Annotated in this window: 15 protein-coding genes; 7 read left to right on the top strand and 8 right to left on the bottom strand. The window is 73.0% G+C overall.

What is annotated here, in order from left to right; all coding sequences use genetic code 11:
* Positions 1 to 79: 79 nt before the first annotated feature.
* Positions 80 to 1,036, bottom strand: coding sequence for an RNA polymerase sigma factor SigB (gene sigB, locus COUCH_RS08900; protein WP_249613637.1), 957 nt, complete (start codon positions 1,034 to 1,036; stop codon positions 80 to 82).
* Positions 1,037 to 1,344: 308 nt separating this feature from the next.
* Between sigB and COUCH_RS08905 the strand changes: the two genes are divergently transcribed.
* Positions 1,345 to 2,130, top strand: a complete 786-nt coding sequence (locus tag COUCH_RS08905) for a sporulation protein (protein WP_249611591.1) — start codon at positions 1,345 to 1,347, stop codon at positions 2,128 to 2,130.
* A gap of 13 nt (positions 2,131 to 2,143) precedes the next feature.
* Here the strand turns inward: COUCH_RS08905 and dtd are convergent, their stop codons facing one another.
* From dtd to COUCH_RS08920, 3 genes are all read right to left on the bottom strand, one after another.
* The gene (dtd, locus tag COUCH_RS08910) at positions 2,144 to 2,566 is read right to left on the bottom strand and encodes a D-aminoacyl-tRNA deacylase (RefSeq protein ID WP_249611592.1); all 423 of its coding nucleotides are present in this window, start codon (positions 2,564 to 2,566) and stop codon (positions 2,144 to 2,146) included.
* Positions 2,563 to 3,210: a phosphotransferase gene (locus tag COUCH_RS08915; RefSeq protein WP_249611593.1), complete on the bottom strand. Its 648-nt coding sequence runs from the start codon at positions 3,208 to 3,210 to the stop codon at positions 2,563 to 2,565. The genes dtd and COUCH_RS08915 overlap by 4 nt, the downstream gene beginning before the upstream one ends.
* A 521-nt stretch (positions 3,211 to 3,731) precedes the next feature.
* Positions 3,732 to 4,076, bottom strand: a complete 345-nt coding sequence (locus tag COUCH_RS08920) for a hypothetical protein (protein ID WP_249611594.1) — start codon at positions 4,074 to 4,076, stop codon at positions 3,732 to 3,734.
* 93 nt (positions 4,077 to 4,169) lie between these two features.
* On the opposite strand from COUCH_RS08920, the gene COUCH_RS08925 reads away from it, so the two are divergent.
* Positions 4,170 to 7,400, top strand: coding sequence for an NACHT domain-containing protein (locus COUCH_RS08925; RefSeq protein WP_249611595.1), 3,231 nt, complete (start codon positions 4,170 to 4,172; stop codon positions 7,398 to 7,400).
* A 13-nt stretch (positions 7,401 to 7,413) separates the two neighbouring features.
* Here the strand turns inward: COUCH_RS08925 and COUCH_RS08930 are convergent, their stop codons facing one another.
* The gene (locus COUCH_RS08930; RefSeq protein ID WP_275980127.1) at positions 7,414 to 7,614 is read right to left on the bottom strand and encodes a DarT ssDNA thymidine ADP-ribosyltransferase family protein; all 201 of its coding nucleotides are present in this window, start codon (positions 7,612 to 7,614) and stop codon (positions 7,414 to 7,416) included.
* Positions 7,615 to 7,772: 158 nt separating this feature from the next.
* Between COUCH_RS08930 and COUCH_RS08935 the strand changes: the two genes are divergently transcribed.
* Entirely contained in the window at positions 7,773 to 8,348 is a 576-nt protein-coding gene (locus COUCH_RS08935) for an HhH-GPD-type base excision DNA repair protein (RefSeq protein ID WP_249611596.1), read from the top strand.
* On the opposite strand, the gene COUCH_RS08940 is transcribed toward COUCH_RS08935, so the two are convergent.
* On the bottom strand, positions 8,305 to 10,683 hold the full coding sequence (locus tag COUCH_RS08940; RefSeq protein WP_249611597.1) for a putative bifunctional diguanylate cyclase/phosphodiesterase: 2,379 nt from the start codon (positions 10,681 to 10,683) through the stop codon (positions 8,305 to 8,307). The genes COUCH_RS08935 and COUCH_RS08940 overlap by 44 nt on opposite strands.
* Before the next feature lie 98 nt (positions 10,684 to 10,781).
* Between COUCH_RS08940 and COUCH_RS08945 the strand changes: the two genes are divergently transcribed.
* Positions 10,782 to 11,129 carry a DUF3099 domain-containing protein gene (locus COUCH_RS08945; protein WP_249611598.1) on the top strand — a complete coding sequence of 116 codons (348 nt, stop codon included), beginning with the start codon at positions 10,782 to 10,784 and terminating at the stop codon, positions 11,127 to 11,129.
* Here the strand turns inward: COUCH_RS08945 and COUCH_RS08950 are convergent.
* The gene (locus tag COUCH_RS08950) at positions 11,126 to 12,004 is read right to left on the bottom strand and encodes a carbohydrate kinase family protein (RefSeq protein ID WP_249611599.1); all 879 of its coding nucleotides are present in this window, start codon (positions 12,002 to 12,004) and stop codon (positions 11,126 to 11,128) included. The genes COUCH_RS08945 and COUCH_RS08950 overlap by 4 nt on opposite strands.
* Positions 12,001 to 12,948, bottom strand: coding sequence for a pseudouridine-5'-phosphate glycosidase (locus tag COUCH_RS08955; protein WP_249613639.1), 948 nt, complete (start codon positions 12,946 to 12,948; stop codon positions 12,001 to 12,003). The genes COUCH_RS08950 and COUCH_RS08955 overlap by 4 nt, the downstream gene beginning before the upstream one ends.
* A 197-nt stretch (positions 12,949 to 13,145) precedes the next feature.
* On the opposite strand from COUCH_RS08955, the gene COUCH_RS08960 reads away from it, so the two are divergent.
* The 3 genes from COUCH_RS08960 (at position 13,146) to COUCH_RS08970 (ending at position 15,853) form a co-directional block, all read left to right on the top strand.
* Positions 13,146 to 13,364 carry a DUF3039 domain-containing protein gene (locus COUCH_RS08960; protein ID WP_249611600.1) on the top strand — a complete coding sequence of 73 codons (219 nt, stop codon included), beginning with the start codon at positions 13,146 to 13,148 and terminating at the stop codon, positions 13,362 to 13,364.
* 25 nt (positions 13,365 to 13,389) lie between these two features.
* Positions 13,390 to 14,004: a trimeric intracellular cation channel family protein gene (locus tag COUCH_RS08965; RefSeq protein WP_249611601.1), complete on the top strand. Its 615-nt coding sequence runs from the start codon at positions 13,390 to 13,392 to the stop codon at positions 14,002 to 14,004.
* Between the two features lie 118 nt (positions 14,005 to 14,122).
* Complete coding sequence (locus COUCH_RS08970) at positions 14,123 to 15,853, top strand: DEAD/DEAH box helicase (RefSeq protein ID WP_249611602.1); 1,731 nt, start codon at positions 14,123 to 14,125, stop codon at positions 15,851 to 15,853.
* Positions 15,854 to 16,109: the final 256 nt, after the last annotated feature.

Below are 16,109 nucleotides of genomic sequence, written 5' to 3' on the forward strand. Positions count from 1 at the left end.
CCGTACCCGCGCGCGCGTCCCCCGAAAAAGGGAGGCCGGTCGCGCACCGCGACCGGCCTCTCCACTGCTGGGGTGCGAATCAGCCCGCGTACGCCTCGAGCCGGGACGCGCGCTCCGGGTCGCGGAGCTTCGACATGGTGACCTTCTCGATCTGGCGGATCCGCTCGCGGCTCAGGCCGAACTCGCGGCCGACCTCGTCGAGGGTGCGCTGGCGGCCGTCGTCCAGGCCGAAGCGGAGGCGGATGACCGCGGACTCGCGCTCGGAGAGGGTGGCCAGCACGATCTCGACCTCGTTGCGCAGCTCGCCCTGGGCGACCGTGCTGCCGGGCTCGGCGTTGGGGTCGACCGCGGCGACGAAGTCACCGAGGGCGCTCTCGCCGTCCTCGCCGACGGCCTGGTCGAGGCTGACCGGCTCGCGGTCGTACGAGATGAGCTCGATGATCTGGAACTCCGGTACGCCCATCGCCTTGGCGATCTCGGCGACGCCGGGCTCGCGGCCCAGGGTGGCGGCGAGGTCGCGGCGGGCCCGGACCATGCGGTTGACCTGCTCGACCATGTGCACCGGGATGCGGATGGTGCGGGCCTGGTCGGCCATGGCGCGGGTGATGGCCTGGCGGATCCACCAGGTGGCGTACGTGGAGAACTTGTAGCCCTTGGTGTAGTCGAACTTCTCGACCGCGCGGATCAGGCCGAGGTTGCCTTCCTGGATGAGGTCCAGGAACGCCATGCCACGGCCGGTGTAGCGCTTCGCGATGCTCACGACGAGGCGCAGGTTGGCCTCGAGGAGGTGGTTCTTGGCGGCGCGCCCCTCGGCGATGATGATCTCGAGGAGGGGTGCCAGGTCGTCGCCGGCCCCGGGGAGCTTCTCCTCGGCGAAGAGGCCCGCCTCGATCCGCTTGGAGAGGGTCACCTCCTCGACCGCCGTGAGGAGGCGGGTACGGCCGATGCCGTTCAGGTACGCCCGGACGAGGTCCGCGGAGACTCCGCGCTCGTCGGTGGCGTCCAGGTCGGCCAGGGCCTCGACACCGTCAGTCATGATGTTCTCGGCGGTAACCACCGTGGACTCCGTCGCCTTCATCTGCAGGACCACCTTTCAGTCCCCTCCCCGCGTTAACCGATGTCGTGCTGCCCAGCCGCTTCGTGCTGTGTGATCGGAAGTCTTCCCCGCGGGGCGTTAAGCGGAGGTGAGGAGGGCGTACGGGTGGCATGAATCAGGGAGAACCCTGAGTCGCGAAGGCGACAGGACGCCCGTATCGACGGGACATTCCGGACCTGTGGACAACTCCGAACACCTTGGCCGAGCCCGGTAATCTGCTCCTGGAACGTTTCGCACGAGGAGGTTCGGTGGTTTTCAAGCGGATGTTGCAGGCGATGGGCGTGGGCGGGCCGTCGGTCGAGACGGTGCTCGCCAACCCCAATTGCCGCCCCGGCGGTTACCTCGAGGGCCAGGTGCACGTCGTGGGCGGCGAGCACGCCGTCGACATCGAATACGTCGCCGTCGGGCTGATCACCCGCGTGGAGGTGGAGAGCGGCGACAGCGAGTACAACACCGACCAGGAATTCCACCGGCAGCGTCTCACCGGCTCGTTCAAGCTCGACCCGGGCGCGCGCTACGACGTGCCGTTCCGCTTCGACGTGCCCTGGGAGACGCCGATCACCGAGGTGTACGGCCAGCACCTGCACGGCATGACCATGGGGCTGCGTACGGAACTCGAGGTGGCCCGGGCCGTCGACAAGGGTGACCTGGACGCGGTGGCCGTGCATCCGCTACCGGCACAGGAGCGGATCCTCGACGCGTTCCTGCGGCTGGGCTTCCGCTTCAGCCGGGCCGACGTCGAGCGCGGCCGGGTGTACGGGGTGCAGCAGACGCTCCCGTTCTATCAGGAGATCGAGTTCTACCCGCCGGCCCAGTTCGCGCACGGCATCAACCAGCTCGAGGTCACGTTCATCCCGACGCCGCAGCAGCTGCAGGTGGTCCTCGAGATCGACAAGCGCGGCGGCCTGTTCACCGAGGGGCACGACGCGTTCGGCCGCTTCGACGTGGACTACCACACGGTCGACCAGGTCGACTGGACCGCGCAGCTCAACAACTGGCTGCAGCAGTCCGCCCAGCGCCGCGGCTTCTTCTAGGAACGGCCGGGGCTCACACCTCGAGCCAGACGGTTCGCGGGCCCACGTTCACGCTCTCGACGAGCATGTGGGCCCGGAACCGGCCCGTCTCGACCGTGGCCCCGCGCCCCCGCAGCGCCTCGACGAACGCCGTGACCAGCGGCTCGGCCACCTCGGCGGGCGCGGCCGCGGACCACGTGGGGCGGCGGCCCTTGCGGGCGTCGCCGTACAGGGTGAACTGGCTGACGACCAGCAGCGGGGCTGCGGCGTCGGCGGCGGACTGCTCGTCGTCGAGGATGCGCAGCTCGTACGCCTTGCGGGCCATGGTCTCGGCGGTCGCCGCGGTGTCGGTGTGGGTGACGCCGAGCAGCACGAGCAGCCCGTCCTCGATCTTGCCCACGACCTCGTCGCCGACCGTGACGCTCGCCCGGCTGACGGTCTGTACCAGTGCTCTCATCGGCGTACCAGCTCCGCTGCGGTGTCGAGTTCGCCGATCTCGCCGGCGGTGAGGGTGGCGGTCTGACGGCGGCGCAGGGCCACGGCCTCGTCGAGCATCCGGCGCGGATCGCCGGGCGCGACGGCCAGGAACGCGTCGAGGAACGTCCGCGCCAGCGCCCGCGCCGGATGATCCCAGAGCGTCACCTGAGCCATGATCAGCGCGGACAGCGCGGTGTCGAGGTCGGCGTCCCCGGCCCGGACGTTGCACCAGTCGATGACGACCGGCCCGCGCGCGGTGAGAAGCACGTTGTCGGCGTGCAGATCGAGGTGCAGGATGCGGGTCGCGTCCGGGGCGCCCGGCCAGGGCGGCAACTCGTGCAGGCGGCGCAGAAGATCGGCCAGCTGCTCGGCTGCGTCCGCCGGGGAGAGGTCACCGGCGAGGGCGGCCTGGAGCATCGTGGGGCCGTCGAGGCGTTCCATCACCATGTCCCGGCCCGCGGCCTCGTGGACGACCGGTACGGGGTAGCCGCGCCCGGCCAGGTAACGCATCGCCTCGGCCTCGGCCGTGACGTCGGCGTCGCGGCGGTAGCGGCGCAGGACCCGGGTGCTGTCGAGGGCGTACACGTCGGCCTCGCGTCCGGAGGCAAGCAGCGGGCCGGTCACCCGACGCACCATATCGGCAGCCGGGCCGGCCACGCCGGGCCGACCCGCAGAGCTGGGGCCGGCGCGCGAAGGCGGGCCGACCAGCCGGAGCCGGCCATCCGAAGCGCGAGCCGACCAGCCGAGCCGAGCCGAAGCCGGCCAGCCGAGCGTAAGCGGGAACCGAGCCGAAGCCGGGGCCGACCAGCCGCCGGAGCCGGAGCCGGAGCCGGCCAGCCGAGCCGAAGCCGAGGCTGGCCAGCCGGAGCCGAAGCCGAGGCTGGCCAGCCGGAGCCGAAGCCGAGGCTGGCCAGCCGGAGCCGAAGCCGAGGCTGGCCAGCCGGAGCCGAAGCCGAGGCTGGCCAGCCGGAGCCGAAGCCGAGGCTGGCCAGCCGGAGCCGAAGCCGAGGCTGACCCGCCGGAGCCGAAGCCGAGGCCAGCCGGAGCCGGAGCCGAAGCCGAGGCTGACCCGCCGGAGCCGAAGCTGAGGCTGGCCAGCCGGAGCCGAGGCCGGACCAGGGAAGGGCCGACGCCCGGAAGAGCCGTCAGTCGACAGCGGTGGTGCTGTTGTCGCTGTGGTACGTGCGCTCCGGCGTGTCCATCCCGCCCGTCCCGGCGTCGCCGGTCGTGGTCGGTGCGACGCCCTGGCCGTGGCGGGCCTGGGGGCGGAAGCTGTTCGGGCCCGCGGTGCCGCCGGTCGTCGTCATGATGCCGCCGTCGGCCGGGCCGGGGCCGCCGTTCCGGAGCTGCTCCGGGTCGGTGCCGGCGGCGATCGTGCTCGACAGGCCCTCGTCGTCGTCGCCGTTCTCCGGGCGGGAGGTGCTCGGCACGTCCCGGACGCCGTCGATGTCGCCGTACTCGCCGTGGCCGATCTCGTCGTTGTCGCTCATGGTTCTGGTGGTTGCCCGAACGGAGGTCCGGCAAACCGGACCCGGGGGCCATCCCGGTGCGGCCGCGTGGCGGCGGGCCGACATCATGGGCGGATGGCTCAGGGTCTGCGCTACGCCGATGCCGTCAAGCTGCTCGGCGGGGCCGGTCCCGTCCTGCGGACGATGGACGACCTGCTGGGCGGTGCGCTCGCGGTCGCCACCGGCGGCGGCTCCGAGGTGGCGCTCAGCCTGTTCGACGCCAAGGCCGAGGTGATCCGGCTCGGCCACGTCGTGGCCGGGAAGATCCAGGATTCGGTACGGGTCCTGGGCCGCTACGACCGCAGCAGCCGGCTGCAGGCTGCACATGGCGTGCTCGTGGTGTCCAGTTTCTTCGAAGCGCTGGACGCCACCGTGCGGGCGAGCGCGGTCGAGCCGCCCGAGCTGACGCGCGCCGACCAGATCATGCTCGCCTCGGACACCCGGGTCGACGGCAGCTGGCTGCACATGTTGTTCCACGCAGACCTGCCCGTGCCGGCGGCCGAGTCCTCGTACGCGGAGCTGCTCGCCGCTCTCGACGGCTGGTATCGGAGCATGGCGCGGCGGGTGCGGGCGTACCTCGAGGGGCTCGCGGTGTGGGACCGGGCGAGCGACACCGACCAGCGCCGGGCGGCCGAGCTGATCGAGAACCGGGTGCCTGCGCTGGCCCTGCGCCGGTACGAGGAGGTGCACCGGCAGCTGGCTGTGGACGTACCCGAATTCGGGTTGTGGGTGGCGGCCGCCGACCGGCGCCGGATCGGGCAGAGCCTCACCGAGCTGCGGGAACTGCTGGAGCGTGCCACGTCCGGCCGGGACCCCTCGGCGCGGCGGGCGGGGCTGGCGGCGGCGTACCGGGCGGATCTGGAGCGTTCCGTGGCCGGCGACGCCACCGGTGACCTGGTCGCGCCCGCGTTGCGCGACGCGTACCTGGATCCGCGGTTCCGGGTGAAGGCCGCCGGCCCGGGGGACCGGGTGGCGACCGACTCCTGGTGGGACGGCGACATCCGCCACGACCTGGCCGGCTTCCTGGCGCGGTATCTGACGACGCCGCAGGCGGCGGAGGCGCCGCTGCTGCTGCTCGGCCAGCCGGGCGCCGGGAAGTCCGCGCTGACCCGGGTGCTCGCCGCGCGGCTGCCGGCAGCGGACTTCCTCGCGGTCCGGGTGGTGCTGCGCGAGGTGCCGGCGGAGGCCGGCATCCAGGACCAGATCGAGGTCGCGGTCCGCGCGACGATCGGCGAGAGCATCGCGTGGGCGGACCTGGCCCGCGACGCCGGCGACGCGATGCCGCTGATCCTGCTGGACGGCTTCGACGAGCTGCTGCAGGCCACCGGCATCCACCAGTCCGACTACCTGCACCGGGTGGCCGAGTTCCAGCGGCGCGAGGCCGTGCAGGGGCGCCCGGTCGCGGTGATGGTCACGAGCAGGGTGGCGGTCGGGGACCGGGCACGGGTGCCGGCCGGCAGCCTCGCCGTACGCCTGGAGGGCTTCGACGAGTCCCAGGTGGCGCGCTGGCTGCTGACCTGGAACGCGGCGAACGCCGCCCGCCCCGGCCACCGCGACCTGCTGCCGGAGCAGGTCGGCCGCTTCCCCGACTTCTGCGAGCAGCCGCTGCTGCTGCTCATGCTGGCGCTCTACGACGCGACGACGTACGGGCTGCAGGGCGACGCCGCGTTCGGCACCACGCAGCTCTACGAGCGGCTGCTCAGCAGCTTCGCCGAGCGGGAGGTGCGGCGGCTGCACCCCGGCGCGCCGGAGCACGCCGTACCGGCGCTGGTGGACGAGGAGCTGGTCCGGCTGTCGGTGGTCGCGTTCTCGATGTTCAACCGGGTGCGGCAGTCGGTGACGGAACGGCAGCTCGACGCGGACCTGCGGGCGCTCGGCGTCGGCCCGGTGCGCCCCGGCGGTGACGAGGCCTTCCGCCGGCCTCTGTCCGGCGCGGAGGAGCTGATCGGGCGCTTCTTCTTCATCCAGCGTGCCCGGGCGCTGAGCGACGGCCAGACCCTGCAGACGTACGAGTTCCTGCACGCCACCTTCGGCGAGTTCCTGGTGGCGCGGCTCGTGGTCCGGCTGGTGCGTGACACGGCCGCCCGGGCCGCGGTGATGACGCTGACGCTCGACGGGGGCGTACGCGACGACGGCCTGCTGCAGGCCCTGCTCGGCTGGACACCGCTCGCGGCGCGCGGCACGGTGCTGCCGTTCGTGACCGAGCTGCTGCGCGAGCAGGACCTGACCGCCGTACGGGCCTGGCTCCTGGACGCGCTGCGGGCGGCGGTGCTGCGGCCGGCGTACCCGCAGCGCGAGTACCGGCCCACCGACCGGCGCCTGGATCACCTCACGGCGACGTACTCGCTGAATCTGGCGCTCCTGACGCTGGCCTGCGGGGAGCCGCTGCGGGCCTCGGAGGTCTTCGTGCACGCCGCCGACCCGGCTTACTGGCTGCGGGTGGCCGCGCTGCAATGGGAGGCGGCGGTGCCGTCCGGCATCTGGAGCGACCTGGTCGACACGATGACGGTGATCCGCAGCTGGGACGGCGACCGGCGCGACCTTGTCCTCGACGCGACGTCGCAGCGCCGCTTCCCGGCCGTCGACCTGGCGTGGACCGCGGCCGGCGCGCGGACCTGGACGTCGGTCCCGTACGAGCAGGTGGCGAACCGGCTGCAGCTCACCGGGGAGACGAGCGCGGACCTGCTGCGGCTGGCCCTGGAGCCGCTGGGGCAGTGGGCGCCCGACACCGTCACGACCGTGGTCCCCCTCGGCGAGGACGACGCCGACACGGTCGCGCACTGCCTCACCCGCGTCTGGGTCGCCTCAGCGCGAGGCCCCGACGACCTGCCCGCCGAATACACCCGCGCCGTCGCGGTCCTCTTCGGCGGCGGCCCCGAGCGGGCGGGCCGGCAACTGCACTTCGGCCGGGCGGCCCGGATGCTGCTCGGCATGCTGGCCCGCGACGCCGGCCGGCTGCCCGTCGGGGACGTGCTCTCCTGGCTGCGGCTGGTGTCGGCCGGCGGCTACTTCCGCCGCTCCGTGCCCGAGGTCCTGGAGTGCCTCGCCGCCCTGCACGCCCCGGCGGACAGCGGGGTGGCCCAGCTGATCGACGGCATGGACCTGCTGCGCCTGCGCCTGGACATCACCGACCAGCTCCGGGTTGTCGCCGCCCTCCACGAGCTGCGCGAGCACCTCCCGGAGAGCACGCTCCGGCTGCTGAGGGCCAACCTGGCACCCGATGCGGCCTCGCGAAGCCGCACCGGCAGCCCGCTCGCCGCGGACCGGGCGCTGGCGGCGCGGGTGCACCGGGCGCTCGATCAGTAGCCGCCGTGTCCGCTCACCGCGCGAAGTAGAACGGCACGAAATCCCCGACGTGTCCGCCGGGTGGGACGGGAATGCGGCGCTGTCGCCCCGACTCCTTGATGTCCTTGGCGCCGACCTCGGTCGCGGTCATGCCTTCGCGGGTGACGGCGTCGCACGTGAGACCGTCCGTGCGACGGATTCCCGCGAGATTGTCCAGGTGCGTGAAGTGGAACAGTCAGTGGTCGCCGGTGGCTGGAACAACTGCGTCCGTCATGCTTGTAGTCGGTCTCCAAGTCCTTGCCGGGTGCTCGACCGGTGGCGGGACCAGGATGACATCGACCGACCACGCTGTGTCGGCGGCACAGCGGCGCATCCCGAAAGACTGGAACCACTATGGCGCTCGCACTCCCCATCGCCGCTGAGGCGAACGAACTGCTCGACCACGACCCGCTGGCACTGCTCATCGGCATGGTGCTCGATCAGCAGATTCCGCTGGAGAAGGCGTTCAGCTCCCCGTACGTCCTGACGCAGCGCCTCGGGCACGCGCCGACCGCGCAGGAGCTGGCCGGCTTCGATCCGGATGCGCTCGTCGCGATCTTCGCCGAGCCGCCCGCGCTGCACCGGTTCCCGAAGGCGATGGCCGGGCGGGTGCAGGAGGTGTGCCGGGTGCTCGTCGCCGGCTATGACGGGGATGCCGCGAACCTGTGGCGGGACGTGGCGGACGGCAAGGAGCTGGTCAAGCGGATCGCGTCGCTGCCCGGGTTCGGGAAGCAGAAATCGCAGATCTTCGCCGCGCTGCTCGGCAAGCAGTACGGCGTGCAGCCGCCCGGATGGCGGGAGGCCGCGGGCGCGTACGGCGAGGAGGGCGCGCACCGGTCCGTGGCGGACATCGTCGACGACGAGTCGCTGGCGCGCGTACGGGCGTTCAAGAAGGAGATGAAGGCCGCGGCGAAGCACGCAGCAGGCTGACCAGCTCGGTGGCCGGCAGCGGGGCGGCGAAGAGGTAACCCTGACCCACCCGGCAGCCGAGGAGTTGCAGCTCGGCCGCCTGGTCGGTGGTCTCGATACCTTCGGCGACGGTGGTCAGGTGCAGCGCGTGGCTCAGCCGCAGGATCGCCTCGGTGATGCCGGCGCCCTCCGGGGTGCCGTTCAGCTCCGCCACGAAGCTCCGGTCGATCTTCAGGATGTCGACCGGCAGGCGGGTCAGGTAGTGCAGCGACGAGTAGCCCGTACCGAAGTCGTCGATCGCCACCCGGATGCCGTGCGAGCGGAACGCCGCCAGCATCGAGATGCTCGCGGCGTCGTCCACCAGCGCCGACTCGGTGATCTCCAGCACCAGGCGGGCCGGGGCCAGGCCGGTACGCGCCAGCACCGACAGCACGTCCCGCACCAGCGTCGGCACCTGCAGCTGGCGCGGGGACAGGTTGACGCTGACGTACATGTCGCCGGACCAGGAGACGACCTGGCGGCAGGCCTGCTCGAGGACGTACATGCCGAGCGCGTTGATCAGGCCGCTGCGCTCGGCGATCGGGATGAACCGGCCCGGTGAGACCACGCCGAGCGTGGGGTGCTGCCAGCGGACCAGCGCCTCCACGCCGATCGGGCGGCTGTCGGAGAGGTCGACCAGCGGCTGGTAGAGCACGGTCAGCTCGTTGCGGTCGAGGGCGCCGGACAGGTCCTCGCCGAGCTGGGCGTCCGCGGCGCGGCGGTCGGACATCGACGGGTCGTGCAGCTGGACGCCGTGCGTACCGAGGTTCTTGGCCTGGTACATGGCCACGTCGGCGCGGCGGAGCAGGTCCTTCGGGGTGTCGCCGGCCCGGCTGGTGGCGACGCCGATGCTGGCCCGGACGGGCAGCGTGTCCTCGCCCAGCACCACGGGCGTGTCGGCCGCCGCGGCGAGCACCCGGTGCGCCGCGGACAGCGCGCTCTCGGCGTCGATGACGTCGGTGAGCAGCACCACGAACTCGTCGCCGCCGATCCGGGCGGCCACGTCCTCGGACCGTACGCAGCCGCGCAGCACGTCGGCGAACCCGGTCAGCATGGTGTCGCCGGCCGCGTGCCCGTACGCGTCGTTGACCAGCTTGAAGTCGTCCAGGTCGATGAGCAGCAGCGCGACGTCCTGCCGGCTCCCCACCGTCGCGGCGAGCCGGGCGTCCAGCCCGGCCCGGTTCGCCAGCCCGGTCAGCGGGTCGTGCAGGGCCATGAGCTGCAGCTCGTTCTCCCGCTGCCGCAGCCGGGTCTCGACCTCCTGCCGCCGCTGGATGTCGAGGCGCAGCGCGGCGGTGGCCGCGTCGACCTTGCTCATGGCCCGGTTGCGCGCGCCGGTGAGCAGGCCGACCAGCGCGGCGAGCAGCAGCGTGATCGTCATGGCCACCGTGAACGTGCTGGTCACGATGCCCCGGTCGGTCTCGTCGAGCAGCCGCTTGGTGGGGTGCACGTCGAGCTTCCAGGTGCGCAGCCCGGCGGCCATGAACGACACCCGGTCCAGCGTCGCCGACGGGCGCGCGTCGCCGCCCGCGGCCCGCGCCACGGTCCGGCCGCTGCCGTCGGCGGGGTCGTCCAGCTCGGCGGTGACGGCGCCGTGCGACTGCGTACGCAGCGTCTCGTTCAGCAGGTCACCGCCGTGCACGCCCATCGTCAGCCAGCCGCGGAACGCGCCGCCGATGAACGACACCGGTACGGCGAAGGTGAACGCCAGCTGCTGCTGTGCCGCGGGCAGGGTCCGGTCGGCCGGCAGCACGTACGCCCGGCTCACCGCCAGCCCGCCGATCAGCCGCGCCTCGGCGAGCGTCTCCTCGGCCTCCGGAGAGGCGCTCATGTCCGCCCCGGCCTCGATCGCCGTGCCGTCGAAGGAGCGGGTGAACACCATGAACGCGTGCTCGTCCCCGTTGCCGACCGGCTGCAACCGCAGGTCCTTCGCGCCCTTGCCGCGCCAGTAGTCCTCCAGCGCCTGGACGCCGGCGTCCGGGGCCGAGGCCACGAACGCCAGCGAGGCCGCGCCGGGCAGCCGCCGGTTGCTCGCCTTCGCCGTGATCCACGCGAAGTCGTCGGCGGTCAGATCGGTCTGCGAGCCCAGCGCGATGGCCACGTCGGCGAGCGTGTCGGCGTACCGCTGGACCTCGGTCGTGATCGCCCGGCTCAGGTCGCTGGTGTAGCGGTCCATGAGCTGCGCGGCGTAGCGCTGCTCCGAGGCACGGGCGCCGCGGGCGGCTCCCCAGGACACCGCCGTGCCGATCAGCGTGACCACGACGACGAGAGCGACGCCGGCCCAGCGCCGCTTCGAGACGTGGGAGCCCGAGCGCACGGACTTCCAGATCGGTCGCGGGACGCCGGAATGAAGGCTTGCCGAGCGGGCTGCGTCGATACTGGGCACCTTCCGCACGGCAGTGCAAGGATGGGCCGGTGAAGAAGCAGCCGGAGCGGCCGGTGCTGATCACCGACGCCGCCCGCAGCCAGAGCGACCAGCTCCGCAGCCGCGAGATCCGCTACGTGACGATGATGGGCCTGAGGGCCGCGTGCCTGATCCTGGGCGCGGTCCTGATCAGCGTGCGCCCGCCGCTGCTTCCGCTCTGGCTCTCCCTCTGCGCGGCCGGCATGGTCTTCCTGCCCTGGGCCGCCGTCCTGATCGCCAACGACCGCCCGCCCAAGCACAAGGCCGCCCCGCCGCCGCGCGTCGAGAAGCTGCAGCCGGCGATCGAGCCGCGCACGGCCGAGGAGACCACCCACCGCACCATCGACGTCGAGCCTTAGGGTCGCGCTCCCACGGTCGTCACGGCCGCGGCCCCGAGCGCCGCACCGGCCGCCAGCGCGGCCTGCGGCTCCGCGCCGGAACACCATGCCCCGAGCAGGCCGGCCGCGAAGGCGTCACCGGCCCCGGTCGGATCGATCGACGGTACGGGCACACCCGCCACCGACCGCAACACCCCGTCCCCGGATCGCCAGACGGCACCCTGCGCGCCGCGTTTCACGACCACGTTGCGGGCGTACGCGCCCAGTACGGCCGCCTGCTCCTCCGCGGTGCCGGGGCCGGCCAGCACGGCTGCCTCGTCGGCGTTGCAGAGCAGCAGGTCGGTGCCGCGTACGAGATCGAGAAAGTCACCCGCGGCGCGCAACGGCGCCGCCGAGGCCGCGTCGACGCTGGTCGTGATCCCTCGCTCGCGGGCCGCCGCGAGCGCCGCCAGCCCGCCCGGCCGGGACCCCGCGTGCAGCAGCGGGTAGCCCGAGAGGTGCAGGTGGGAGGCGTCCGGGACGCCCTTGACCGCCGCCGTGACGTCGCCCGGGTCGAGCAGCAGCGCGGCGCCCCGGTCGGTGATCATCGTGCGTTCGCCGGCCGAGCTGAGCACGACGACGCTGCCGGTGGCCGTACCGGTGTGGTGCCGCACCTCGCACCGCACGCCGGCCGCGACCAGCTCGGCGACCCGTTCCCGCCCGGCGTGGTCGTCGCCGACCGCCGCGACCAGCGTCACCGCGCAGCCGGCGTGGGCGAGCCAGGCGGCCGTGTTGGCCGCCTGACCGCCGCCGCCGACGCGGATGTGCGCCTGCGTGTCCGACCCGACCGCCGGCGTCCCGGCGTGCCGCACCAGGACATCGGTGACGAGATCGCCCACCACGAGCAGGTGGGTCATGCCGGCAGGGAGAAACCGAGCGCGGTGTGCGCCGGGGTCGCCGCCGCCGCGATCTGCGCCGCGAGGGCGGCGTTGCGCAGGATGATCCGCACGTTGACCTCGAGGCTCCTGCCCTCGGTGCTGCTGTGGAAGTGGCTCAGCAGGAACGGGGTCACGGCCTTGCCGGTCACCCCGTCGCGGGCGAGCATGTCCAGGCCCTCGGCGAGCGTACGGTCGTGCAGCTCCCGGTCCAGCTGCTCGTCGGCGGGCAGCGGGTTGCCGAGCACCAGCGCGCCCGCGCCGACCCCGTGGTCCTCGCGCGCCTGCATGACGGCCGCCACCTGGGCGGGGGAGTCGAGCTGCCAGTCCACGTCGTGGCCGCCGTCGGTGACGAAGAAGCCGGGGAAGCGGCGGGTGCCGTACCCGGCGACGGCCACGCCCAGCGTCTCCAGGCGCTCGAGGGTCGCCCCCACGTCGAGGATCGACTTGACCCCGGCACAGACCACGACGATCGGCGTACGCGCCAGCGTGGTCAGGTCGGCCGACTCGTCGAACGTCGTGCTGGCCTCCCGGTGCACGCCGCCGAGGCCGCCGGTGGCGAACACGCCGATGCCGGCCGCGGCCGCGACGGCGCTGGTGGCCGCGACGGTCGTGGCGCCGTCCGCCCCGGTCGCCGCGCCGAGGGCCAGGTCGCGCACCGAGAGTTTGGCCACGCCGTCCGCGCCGGCCAGGTGCTCGATCTGGGCGTCGTCCAGCCCGACGACGAGCTCGCCGCCGATCATGCCGATCGTGGCGGGCACGGCGCCGTTGTCGCGGACGGCCTGCTCGATCTCCCGGGCCACCCGCAGGTTGTCGGGTCGGGGCAGGCCGTGGGAGACGATCGTGCTCTCCAGGGCCACCACCGGATGTCCGTCGCGGCGGGCCCGGGTCACGTGGTCGCCGTAACGGATGGAGAAGCGGCCCACCGGCCGCGTGGAATCGGTCACGATGGCAACGGTACGGGCCCGGAAAGGCCCTTCGTCGTTGGACCGACCAGGCGTGAGCTGTCAGACTTGCGGGTTGGAGAGCTTCCGCCGCGAGACCGGGGGGCACGCGGTGGCCTACCTCACAAGACTCGACACCCGAGACCGGACGAGCACCACAGACCTGAGAGGCAGATGCCGTGAGCACGCAGATCCTCGAGCGCCCGGAGACGAAGGACGCCGACACCGGGCCGGAGATGTTCCACTACGTGCGCAAGGAGAAGATCGCGGAGAGCGCCGTCATGGGCACGTTCGTGGTGGCGCTCTGCGGGGAGAAGTTCCCGGTGACCAAGTCGCCGAAGCCCGGTTCGCCGGTGTGCCCGCAGTGCAAGGAGATCTACGAGGCGATGCAGGTCTGAACCACCATCACCACGGGGGAGACACGTGACGGCGAGCCACACCCTGCTCGTCGCGGACCTCATCGGTGTGGCGGTCTTCGCGGCCTCCGGTGCCAGCGCCGCGGTCGCGAAGCGCCTCGACCTGTTCGGCGTGGCCTTCGTCGGCTTCGTGGCGGCTCTCGGCGGCGGCATCCTGCGCGACCTGGTGCTCGACGCGGTGCCACCGCTCGCCTTCGCCGACTGGCGGTACGCGATCACGGCCGTCAGCGCCTCGATGGCCGTCTTCTGGCTGCACCCGCACTTCAACCGGCTGCGGCGTACGGTGCTGCTGCTGGATGCCGCCGGCCTGGGCCTGTTCACGGTCACCGGCACGCTCAAGGCCATCGACGCCGGGATGCCGGCGGTGGGCGCCTGCCTGATCGGCATGCTCACCGGCATCGGCGGCGGCCTCGCGCGTGACCTGCTCACCGGCGAGATCCCGGTGGTGCTGCAGCGCGACATCTACGCGGTGGTCGCGCTCGGCGGCGCCGTCGCGGTCACCGTGATGAGCCGCCTGGGCGTCGCCGATCCGGTCACCCTGGCCCTCGCGGCGGCCGTGATGATGTCGGTACGGATGCTCGCCCTGTACCGCCGCTGGTCCGCCCCGGTGGCCGTGCCGTAGCCCCGCCGCCGTCGATGGCGCGGTGGCCGTGCGGTGGTCGCCGCCGCCGCTATGCTGGGGTTCGCCTCCGCGGCATTCCGCGGGGGCGTTTTGCTGATGTGGAAGGGATCGTCGCAGCTTGAGTCCGCCGTTGCCGAACCTGGAGACCTTCCCGCCGCTGCGTGACTGGCAGCGCAAGGCGCTGGTGAAATACCTGCGCAACCGAACCGCCGACTTCATGGCGGTCGCGACCCCGGGCGCCGGCAAGACCACGTTCGCCCTGCGCATCGCGGCCGAGCTGCTCTCCGACGGCACGGTCGAGGCGGTCACCGTGGTCTGCCCCACCGAGCACCTGAAGACCCAGTGGTCACAGGCGGCGGCCCGGGTCGGCATCCAGCTCGATTCGGCGTTCCGCAACTCCGACGTGCACAGCTCCCGCGACTTCCACGGGGCGGTCCTCACGTACGCCCAGGTCGGCATGGCGCCGGCCGTGCACCGCCGGCGCACCATGACCCGCCGCACGATGGTCATCCTCGACGAGATCCACCACGCCGGCGATTCCCGCTCCTGGGGCGACGGCGTCAAGCAGGCCTTCGACCAGGCCGAGCGGCGGCTGATGCTCACGGGTACGCCGTTCCGCTCCGACGACAACCCCATCCCGTTCGTCGAGTACGAGCGCGGTCAGGACGGCCTCCAGCGCTCCCGCTCCGACTCGGTGTACGGCTACAGCGACGCCTTGCGCGACGGCGTCGTCCGGCCGGTCATCTTCCTCGCGTACTCGGGAGAGACCCGCTGGCGCACCAGCGCGGGCGACGAGCTGGCGGCCCGCCTCGGCGAGCCGATGACCAAGGACCTCATCGCCCAGGCGTGGCGTACGGCCCTCGACCACCGCGGCGACTGGATGCCCCAGGTGATGCGGGCGGCGGACGCGCGCCTGTCCCGGCTGCGCTCGCACGGCATGACCGACGCCGGCGGCCTGGTCATCGCCAGCGATCAGCAGTCCGCCCGCGCGTACGCCAAGCTGCTGGACGAGATCACCGGCGAGAAGGCGGCGGTGGTCCTCTCCGACGACCAGGGCGCCTCCGCGCGCATCGCCGAGTTCGCCCGCTCCGAGCAGCGCTGGCTCGTCGCGGTCCGGATGGTCTCCGAGGGCGTCGACATCCCCCGCCTCGCCGTCGGCGTGTACGCGACCAGCGCCTCCACGCCCCTCTACTTCGCGCAGGCCATCGGCCGCTTCGTCCGCGCCCGCCGTACGGGCGAGACGGCGACGGTGTTCCTGCCCAGCGTCCCGCACCTGCTCGGCCTCGCCAGCGAGATGGAAGCCCAGCGCGACCACATCCTCGGCGCCCCGAAGGACCCGGACGGCCTCGACGACGCCCTGCTCGAACGGGCCCAGCGGGCCGAGGACGCGGAGGGCGAGCTCGAGAAACGCTTCGAGGCGCTGTCGGCCACGGCGGAGCTCGACCAGGTCATCTACGACGGCACCTCGTTCGGCACGGGGGCCCGTACGGGCACGCCCGAGGAGGAGGAGTACCTGGGGCTGCCGGGCCTGCTCACCCCGGACCAGGTCTCGGTCCTGCTGAACAAGCGCCAGTCGGAGCAGATGGCGGCCCAGAAACGCGCGGCCGCGGCGGCGCCCAAGGAGTCCGTACCGGCCCAGCGCGAGCCGGTCGCCACGATGAGCGCGGCGGAGCGCCGCGTGGCGCTGAGGCGGCAGCTGAACACGCTGGTGGCCGCGCACCACCACCGGACCAACCTGCCGCACGGAAAGATCCACGCGGAGCTCCGGCGGCTGTGCGGGGGGCCGCCGAGCGCGCAGGCGACGATCGAGCAGCTCGAGGAGCGGATCGCCACCATCCAGACGCTCTGAGACCGGGCCGCTCCGCCGCGCTCCTGGGCGCTGTCGGCTCCCGTGGGCCCTCGCCGGGCTTCGGGAGTATGGCTGCTCCGGGGTGGCTGGCTGGGGTCGGGGGGCGGGCTACGGGCCTGCTGGCGTCGCGGAGGTCGCGCGCTGGGTCCGGCCGGCATAGCGGGGCCGTCGGCGATGCGCCGGGGCTGGCGTGCGGCCGGTGCGCCGGTGTGGCGGTGTGGCGGTGGTGATGCGTCCGGCTGGTGTGCGGGCATGT

Source organism: Couchioplanes caeruleus, from assembly GCF_023499255.1.
GTDB classification, from domain to species: domain Bacteria; phylum Actinomycetota; class Actinomycetes; order Mycobacteriales; family Micromonosporaceae; genus Actinoplanes; species Actinoplanes caeruleus_A.

What these genes read in the sequence shown, in the direction of transcription:
- sigB (WP_249613637.1), bottom strand. Translation starts at nt 1,036, where the DNA reads ATGACTGACGGTGTCGAGGCCCTGGCCGACCTGGACGCCACCGACGAG.
- dtd (WP_249611592.1), bottom strand. Translation starts at nt 2,566, where the DNA reads ATGAGAGCACTGGTACAGACCGTCAGCCGGGCGAGCGTCACGGTCGGC.
- COUCH_RS08920 (WP_249611594.1), bottom strand. Translation starts at nt 4,076, where the DNA reads ATGAGCGACAACGACGAGATCGGCCACGGCGAGTACGGCGACATCGAC.
- COUCH_RS08925 (WP_249611595.1), top strand. Translation starts at nt 4,170, where the DNA reads ATGGCTCAGGGTCTGCGCTACGCCGATGCCGTCAAGCTGCTCGGCGGG.
- COUCH_RS08935 (WP_249611596.1), top strand. Translation starts at nt 7,773, where the DNA reads ATGGCGCTCGCACTCCCCATCGCCGCTGAGGCGAACGAACTGCTCGAC.
- COUCH_RS08950 (WP_249611599.1), bottom strand. Translation starts at nt 12,004, where the DNA reads ATGACCCACCTGCTCGTGGTGGGCGATCTCGTCACCGATGTCCTGGTG.